Raw genomic sequence first — 6,196 nt, 5'->3', positions numbered from 1 at the left:
CCAAAAAACAATTCACTTATTTTCTTTTCCATTTCTGTTTCTTGTGCAAAAATTTGAGAATGAAATATCATAAATAAAATTCCAATTATAAATGTCAGATTTCGTTTTCTCATATGTGGTACAACGGAATTGTGTATGATTAGTTGCGAAAAATATGCAAGTACTTTTCGGGATAAAAATACACAAAGTAAAGAAACTGTAATTAATGTGCTTCATAGTGTAGCAATTAATTATACACGTTGTTAGCAAATCGTTTTTATTTATTTATGGATAAGAATTGTATTTCTATTGTTTCGTTTCATCCTGACAATGAGTTTTGCAAAGATGTTTTAAAGTTAGCTAAAAAACATGGTTACAATAATGTCAAGATTGATACTTCTGAAATTAACAATGAAGAGCCTCGTTTGGTTATGGTTGTTAATGATGAGATTGAAGCATAGCATCTAAAAATAACTTTTCATTAGAGTTTTTGTAAGCATCGTAATGAGACATTACAGCAACTTTAAATTCTTGTGAATTGCTGTTTTTTAACAATTCTCTTTTTAATTCTAACTTTTCTTTTAAGTCGTTGGAATTATAATATTCATTTATTAAATCTTTCATTATTAACTAAAATTTAAAATTATTATTATTATTATGGCACAGTCTGACCTCGAAAATCAAGAAATTAGAATAGAAATTAAAGATGGTAGATATAGTTTATCAAGATACAAAGACGGTAAAGTAAAAGAACAATACCGCCCTGAGTCAAAAGAATGCATGCAAGTTTGGATTACATCTGTTCTTAATGGTTTTCAACCACCACGAGTCCTGAATCATCTTGATAAACTGTCTGATTAAATTCAATATGAACGTGTTCACCAACTTGTCTAACTCGGTAAAAATCTAAACCACCAAAGTAAACTGATAGTGTTTCATCTTCTTTTTGTAATCTTTCGATTAAATCTTTTACTGTTATTTTCATTATTAACTAAAATTTAAAATTATTATTATGGCACAATCAGACGAAGCTCAAAAACAACTTTCTGAAAAGTTTATTGTAATGGGTGCTATTGATTTAAGTTACATTAAACAATTAGAGGAAACTCAAAACCTTGTTGAAATGTATGAAAGTCATACTGGAAACAAGTTTATCGATTTCGTATCACAGTTACTTTTGCAGGATTCGACCAAGGACGAAGCTCACTAAATTTAACTAACTCAGATTTACTTGTATGAGAATTAATGACTTTAACCATTCCATTTTCATCTTGTTTTATATTTTCGGAATAGATGTATTTTCCGTTTCCTTTAACTGAGTAATATCCGCTTTTCATTATTAACTAAAATTTAAAATTATTATGCTATCTAATTTAAAGAATCGTTTTTCTCAATCATTAAAAGATTTATCTTGTTTTCTGCATCATGCAGTTGCTTCTGATAATTTTCGATGCTTTGTTCTAGGAATAATGTTCTCGACTCTATTCTATCAAGTTCTTTCTGATTTTTTCCGCTCTTAAAGTCTTTATAAATAGCATGTGAAATAGATGATAAAGCTATTAATAACATGGCTATGTTTATTAATTTCGATTTCTTATTATTTCTTTCAATATCTTTTCTCAACTCATTTATCACAGCGACATTTGAAGTCGATAATGCTTCGTATTCTTCTTTTTCATTCATATCACTAAGCTTACTCATTCGGTCAACAACCTTTTGAGTGCGTTTATCAATCTTCGGAAACTCAATCTTTCTACTCATAGAATCGGTTAAATGTTTGCTAACACTTATATATACGAAAGTGTATATTCAAATGTACTAAAATTAATTTAATCTACAATCGTACTAATAGCCTTTATTTCAGATGAATAATTATGTTCGTATTTTGTATATCGATAATTTTTTTGACTATATTTACATAAGTTTTGATATCTTAAATACGCATATAATATATGGACAAAAGTAACTATAAATTTACTCCAGGCACACACCGAAATAAAAGTGTTATATGGGTTCATTTTCAATACAATCAAAATCTTTTAAACCAATTTAGAAAACGTTATCCATCAGCAAAATGGAGCAGAACCAATAAGTCCTGGTACATTGTTGACCTGCCTGCGGTAAGAGATACCTTAGATTTAACCAAAAAAGACCCTCACCTTAAATTGTTACAGAAAATAGACGTTGTAAATAAAGAAGCGTTTCAACATTACTATGATCAGTTAAAATTAAAGGCGTATAGTCCTAACACTATTAGAATGTACTTATCAGAATTTGCACATTTATTATTAATTCTTAAATCATATCCTGTTGACGATTTAACCCATCAACGCCTAAAAGATTATTTTCTTTATTGTGTTAAAGTTTTAAAGATGGGAGAGCGTAAAATGAATGGTAAAATCAATGCCATTAAGTTTTATTTCGAAAAAGTAAAACTACAACCACAAATGTTCTTTAATATTCCAAGACCTAAAAAGCCAATAACATTACCCAAAATGTTAAGTAAAGCAGAGGTAAAACGTCTTTTTAAAGTAGTAGATAACTCTAAACATTTATTGATTTTAAAACTTTGCTACGGAATGGGTTTGCGCGTTAGCGAAATTGTAAATTTAAAAATTTCTCATATAGATAGTCATAATATGGTTGTACTGGTTTCTGGTGCAAAAGGCAAAAAAGATAGATACGTCAATCTGCCACAATCGGTTTTAGAACTTTTACGAAGTTACTACAAAGAGCACAAACCTAAAGAGTGGCTTTTTGAAGGACAATATGGTGGAGCTTACAGCTCTAGAAGTGTACAAGCTATTTTTAAACGAGCCATGTTAAAAGCTAAAATTAATAAGAAGATTGGTGTACATGGTTTGCGCCATAGTTATGCTACACATTTATTAGAGAGTGGTGCAGATTTACGATTTATTCAACAATTATTAGGTCATTATAGTATTAAAACTACTCAAGTTTATACACATGTATCTAACTCAGCTTTAACAAATCTTAAAAGCCCATTAGATAGCTTGTAAAAGTTGCTATTTCCACTTTATACCACATCCCACACTTGGTTTTTGGTTAGTACTAATAGATTTATTTTCTATTAAAGCATTAAGGGCTGTTCTTATATCTTTACCAGTAACAGGTATGTCATTTCCTGGCCTAGAATCATCTAACTGACCAGCATATACAAGTTTCATCTCATTATTAAACAAGAAAAAATCTGGAGTGCAAGCCGCATCATAAGCTTTAGCCACTTCTTGAGATTCATCGTATAAATACGGAAAAATAAAGTCGTTGTCAATGGCATTTTTCTTCATCAATTCCGGACTATCTTGCGGATAGTTATCTACATCGTTACTAGAAATTGCAATACATTTTATCCCTTTAGCTATGTAATCTTTGGCGAGTTGTGCTAGTTCTGAATTAATATGAATTACAAACGGGCAATGATTACAAATAAAAAACACTAAGGTACCTGTGATTCCTTTTAAATCTTGAAGTGATTTTTTGGTGTTATCTAAGGTATCTAAAAGATAAAAATCTGGAGCTGTGGTACCTAAAGGTAACATATTAGATTCTGTACGAGCCATCTTATAAATTATTATATTTGAGAATGGAAAAGATAGTAACTTATGAAGACTTTACAAAGGTAGATTTAAGAATTGGGACAATTATTGAAGTCAATGATTTTCCTGAAGCACATAGAAAAGCTTATAAACTTAAAATTGATTTTGGAGAATTAGGCGTTAAAAAATCTTCAGCTCAAATTACAACGCTATATACCAAGGAAGCATTACAAAATATGCAAATTGTGGCAGTCGTTAATTTTCCGAGGAAACAAATTGGAAAATTTATGAGTGAATGTTTGGTGGTTGGTGCCGTAAAAAAAGATGATGTGTATTTGTTAAAACCAGAGATTAAGGTTAAAAACGGAGCCCAAGTGTCTTAATTTTAATTGTAATAAAAAAAGCCGAAACTTAATGTAACGGCTTTTTTAAAATATAATATAAGGTTTACTAAATATCGTCAAAACTAATATCAGTAAAACTTTCTGTACTTGTAGTATCTTCTGAAGTTTTTGCCTCTTGAGCTACAAAGTTGTCCTCACGTTTGTAGTCTTTTTGGTGACGTTCGCTAATAACTTCCTGACCTTTTTCGTTTATGATATAATCAGTCATTTCAGCTAAAATTTCTTTAAATTCAGTGAAATCTTCTTTGTAAAGGTAGATTTTATGTTTTTTGTAATGAAAAGAACCATCGTCATTGGTAAACTTTTTACTTTCAGTAACTGTTAGATAATAGTCACCAGCTTTAGTAGCTCTTACATCAAAGAAATAGGTTCTTCGTCCTGCTCGCAATACTTTAGAATATATTTCTTCTTTGTCCATCATTTCATAATCACTCATAACTCAATTTTTGTTTATTATTTCAATCCAAAAATCCAAAAAAAAAATTAGCCAAGCAACAAAAATTACATTTCTTTTTCAGAGAGTTGTTTAGTGTATAATTTTTTATAGTACCCGTCGGTATTTATAAGACTTGCATGATTTCCAGATTCAATAATTTTACCATCATCCATAACAATAATTTTATCAGCGTTTTTAGCCGAAGAAATTCTGTGGCTTACAATAATGGTGGTTTTATCTTTAGTAAGTTTCATTAAGTTTTTTAATATTTTCTCTTCAGTTTCTGTATCTACAGCAGAAAGGCAATCATCAAACAATAAAATTTCTGGTTTTTTAATTATGGCTCTTGCAATAGATACACGTTGCTTTTGTCCACCAGATAAAGTAAGTCCTCGTTCACCTAAAATGGTATCATATCCTTTATTAAAGCCAATAATGTTTTTATGCACTTTTGCATTTTTTGCAGCTTCTATAACATCGTCATCAGTGGCATCTTCTTTTCCAAATTTAATATTGTTTTTTATGGTATCTGAAAATAAAAAAGCATCTTGTGGTACGTAACCGATACTTTCTCTTAGGCTTGTAAGATTTAGGTTTTTAATTTTGGTGTTATCAATAAATAAACTTCCATTATTAATGTCATACAAACGTCCTATAAGATCTAAAATAGTAGATTTACCAGAACCCGTGTTACCTAAAATAGCTAATGTTTCTCCAGATTTTAAAGAAAAGCTGACGTCTTTTAAAGCTTCAATATTAGTATCAGGATACACAAATGAAACATTTTTAAATTCAATATCTCCTCTAATAGGTGTAAGCTTATCAACGTTGTTTTTTATTTCTGGTTCGGTGTTTAGAAACTCATTAATACGCTCTTGTGAGGCTTCTGCTTGCTGTACTAATGACGTTACCCAACCAACGGTAGCTACAGGCCAAGTAAGCATGTTTACATAAATAATAAACTCTGCAATTGTACCTATGTTGTCTATTTGGCCATTCATGTATTGCATACCACCAACATAGATAACAATGAGATTACTAACACCAATAAGTAAAATCATCATAGGGAAAAATAGTGCTTGTACTTTAGTGAGGTTAATTTGTTTGTGTCGGTTTTCTGCAGAAAGGTGTTCAAACTCAACATTAGTTCTTGTTTCTATTCCATAAGATTTAATAACAGAAATACCACTAAAGGTTTCTTGAGAGTACGTACTTAGTGTAGATAAAGACTGCTGTACAATTGTACTGCGTTTATTTATTAATCGGCTTAATTTATAAATAGCAAAGGATAGAATAGGTAAAGGAATTAGTGTATATAATGTTAGCGTTGGTGAGCGATCTACCATATATATAACGGCTACAGCAAATAGAGTAATGGTATTTATAGTATACATTATAGCTGGCCCTACATACATTCTTACTTTACCAACATCTTCACTAATTCTATTCATTAGATCGCCAGTTCTGTTAGCTTTATAAAAACTAAGCGAGAGTACTTGGTAATGTTTGTAAATTTCATTTTTCAGGTCAAATTCTATATATCTAGAGACGTTAATAATGGTCTGACGCATTAAAAATGTAAATAAACCGGCAATAATAGCAGCACCAACAATGTAAAGTACATTAGTGGTTAATTCGCTTTTAAAAACAGGTTTAGCTATATTTCCGTTTACATAATCTGAGACTACATTAATAGAGGCACCTATTAAGCGCGGTGTAAATAAGGCAAATATTTTAGAAATAACAGTAATTATTATACCAATGATTATACTGTATTTATATTTAAAAAAATATTTATTGAGGTGTTTTAGTGCTTTCAT

At 30.1% G+C, this 6,196-nt stretch carries 10 protein-coding genes; 4 read left to right on the top strand and 6 right to left on the bottom strand.

Annotated elements, in window-relative coordinates:
• Positions 1-266: 266 nt before the first annotated feature.
• Positions 267-440: a hypothetical protein gene (locus tag GN138_RS15315; protein WP_157364871.1), complete on the top strand. Its 174-nt coding sequence runs from the start codon at positions 267-269 to the stop codon at positions 438-440.
• Here the strand turns inward: GN138_RS15315 and GN138_RS15310 are convergent.
• Both GN138_RS15310 and GN138_RS15305 read right to left on the bottom strand, forming a co-directional pair.
• Positions 418-603, bottom strand: a complete 186-nt coding sequence (locus GN138_RS15310; protein ID WP_157364870.1) for a hypothetical protein — start codon at positions 601-603, stop codon at positions 418-420. The two genes, GN138_RS15315 and GN138_RS15310, sit on opposite strands and share 23 nt — an antisense overlap.
• Before the next feature lie 181 nt (positions 604-784).
• On the bottom strand, positions 785-964 hold the full coding sequence (locus GN138_RS15305; protein WP_157364869.1) for a hypothetical protein: 180 nt from the start codon (positions 962-964) through the stop codon (positions 785-787).
• 27 nt (positions 965-991) lie between these two features.
• On the opposite strand from GN138_RS15305, the gene GN138_RS15300 reads away from it, so the two are divergent.
• Positions 992-1,189 carry a hypothetical protein gene (locus GN138_RS15300; RefSeq protein WP_157364868.1) on the top strand — a complete coding sequence of 66 codons (198 nt, stop codon included), beginning with the start codon at positions 992-994 and terminating at the stop codon, positions 1,187-1,189.
• 158 nt (positions 1,190-1,347) lie between these two features.
• On the opposite strand, the gene GN138_RS15295 is transcribed toward GN138_RS15300, so the two are convergent.
• Positions 1,348-1,740: a hypothetical protein gene (locus GN138_RS15295; RefSeq protein ID WP_157364867.1), complete on the bottom strand. Its 393-nt coding sequence runs from the start codon at positions 1,738-1,740 to the stop codon at positions 1,348-1,350.
• A gap of 191 nt (positions 1,741-1,931) precedes the next feature.
• On the opposite strand from GN138_RS15295, the gene GN138_RS15290 reads away from it, so the two are divergent.
• A complete protein-coding gene (locus GN138_RS15290; RefSeq protein WP_157364866.1) occupies positions 1,932-2,999 on the top strand; it encodes a tyrosine-type recombinase/integrase in 1,068 nt (355 codons plus the stop codon).
• 6 nt (positions 3,000-3,005) lie between these two features.
• Here GN138_RS15290 and GN138_RS15285 read toward each other — a convergent pair whose 3' ends face one another.
• Positions 3,006-3,560, bottom strand: a complete 555-nt coding sequence (locus GN138_RS15285; protein WP_157364865.1) for a thioredoxin family protein — start codon at positions 3,558-3,560, stop codon at positions 3,006-3,008.
• Positions 3,561-3,583: 23 nt separating this feature from the next.
• On the opposite strand from GN138_RS15285, the gene GN138_RS15280 reads away from it, so the two are divergent.
• Positions 3,584-3,919 (top strand): tRNA-binding protein, encoded by a 336-nt coding sequence (locus GN138_RS15280; protein WP_157364864.1) that lies wholly within the window; start codon positions 3,584-3,586, stop codon positions 3,917-3,919.
• Positions 3,920-3,986: 67 nt separating this feature from the next.
• Here GN138_RS15280 and GN138_RS15275 read toward each other — a convergent pair whose 3' ends face one another.
• A complete protein-coding gene (locus tag GN138_RS15275) occupies positions 3,987-4,376 on the bottom strand; it encodes a PUR family DNA/RNA-binding protein (protein ID WP_157364863.1) in 390 nt (129 codons plus the stop codon).
• 65 nt (positions 4,377-4,441) lie between these two features.
• Complete coding sequence (locus GN138_RS15270) at positions 4,442-6,196, bottom strand: ABC transporter ATP-binding protein (RefSeq protein WP_157364862.1); 1,755 nt, start codon at positions 6,194-6,196, stop codon at positions 4,442-4,444.

It is taken from the genome of Winogradskyella endarachnes, from assembly GCF_009741275.1.
Classification (GTDB): Bacteria; Bacteroidota; Bacteroidia; order Flavobacteriales; family Flavobacteriaceae; genus Winogradskyella; species Winogradskyella endarachnes.
The sequence above is the reverse complement of the archived record's forward strand: the minus strand, read 5'-3'. Positions and strand labels throughout refer to the sequence as shown.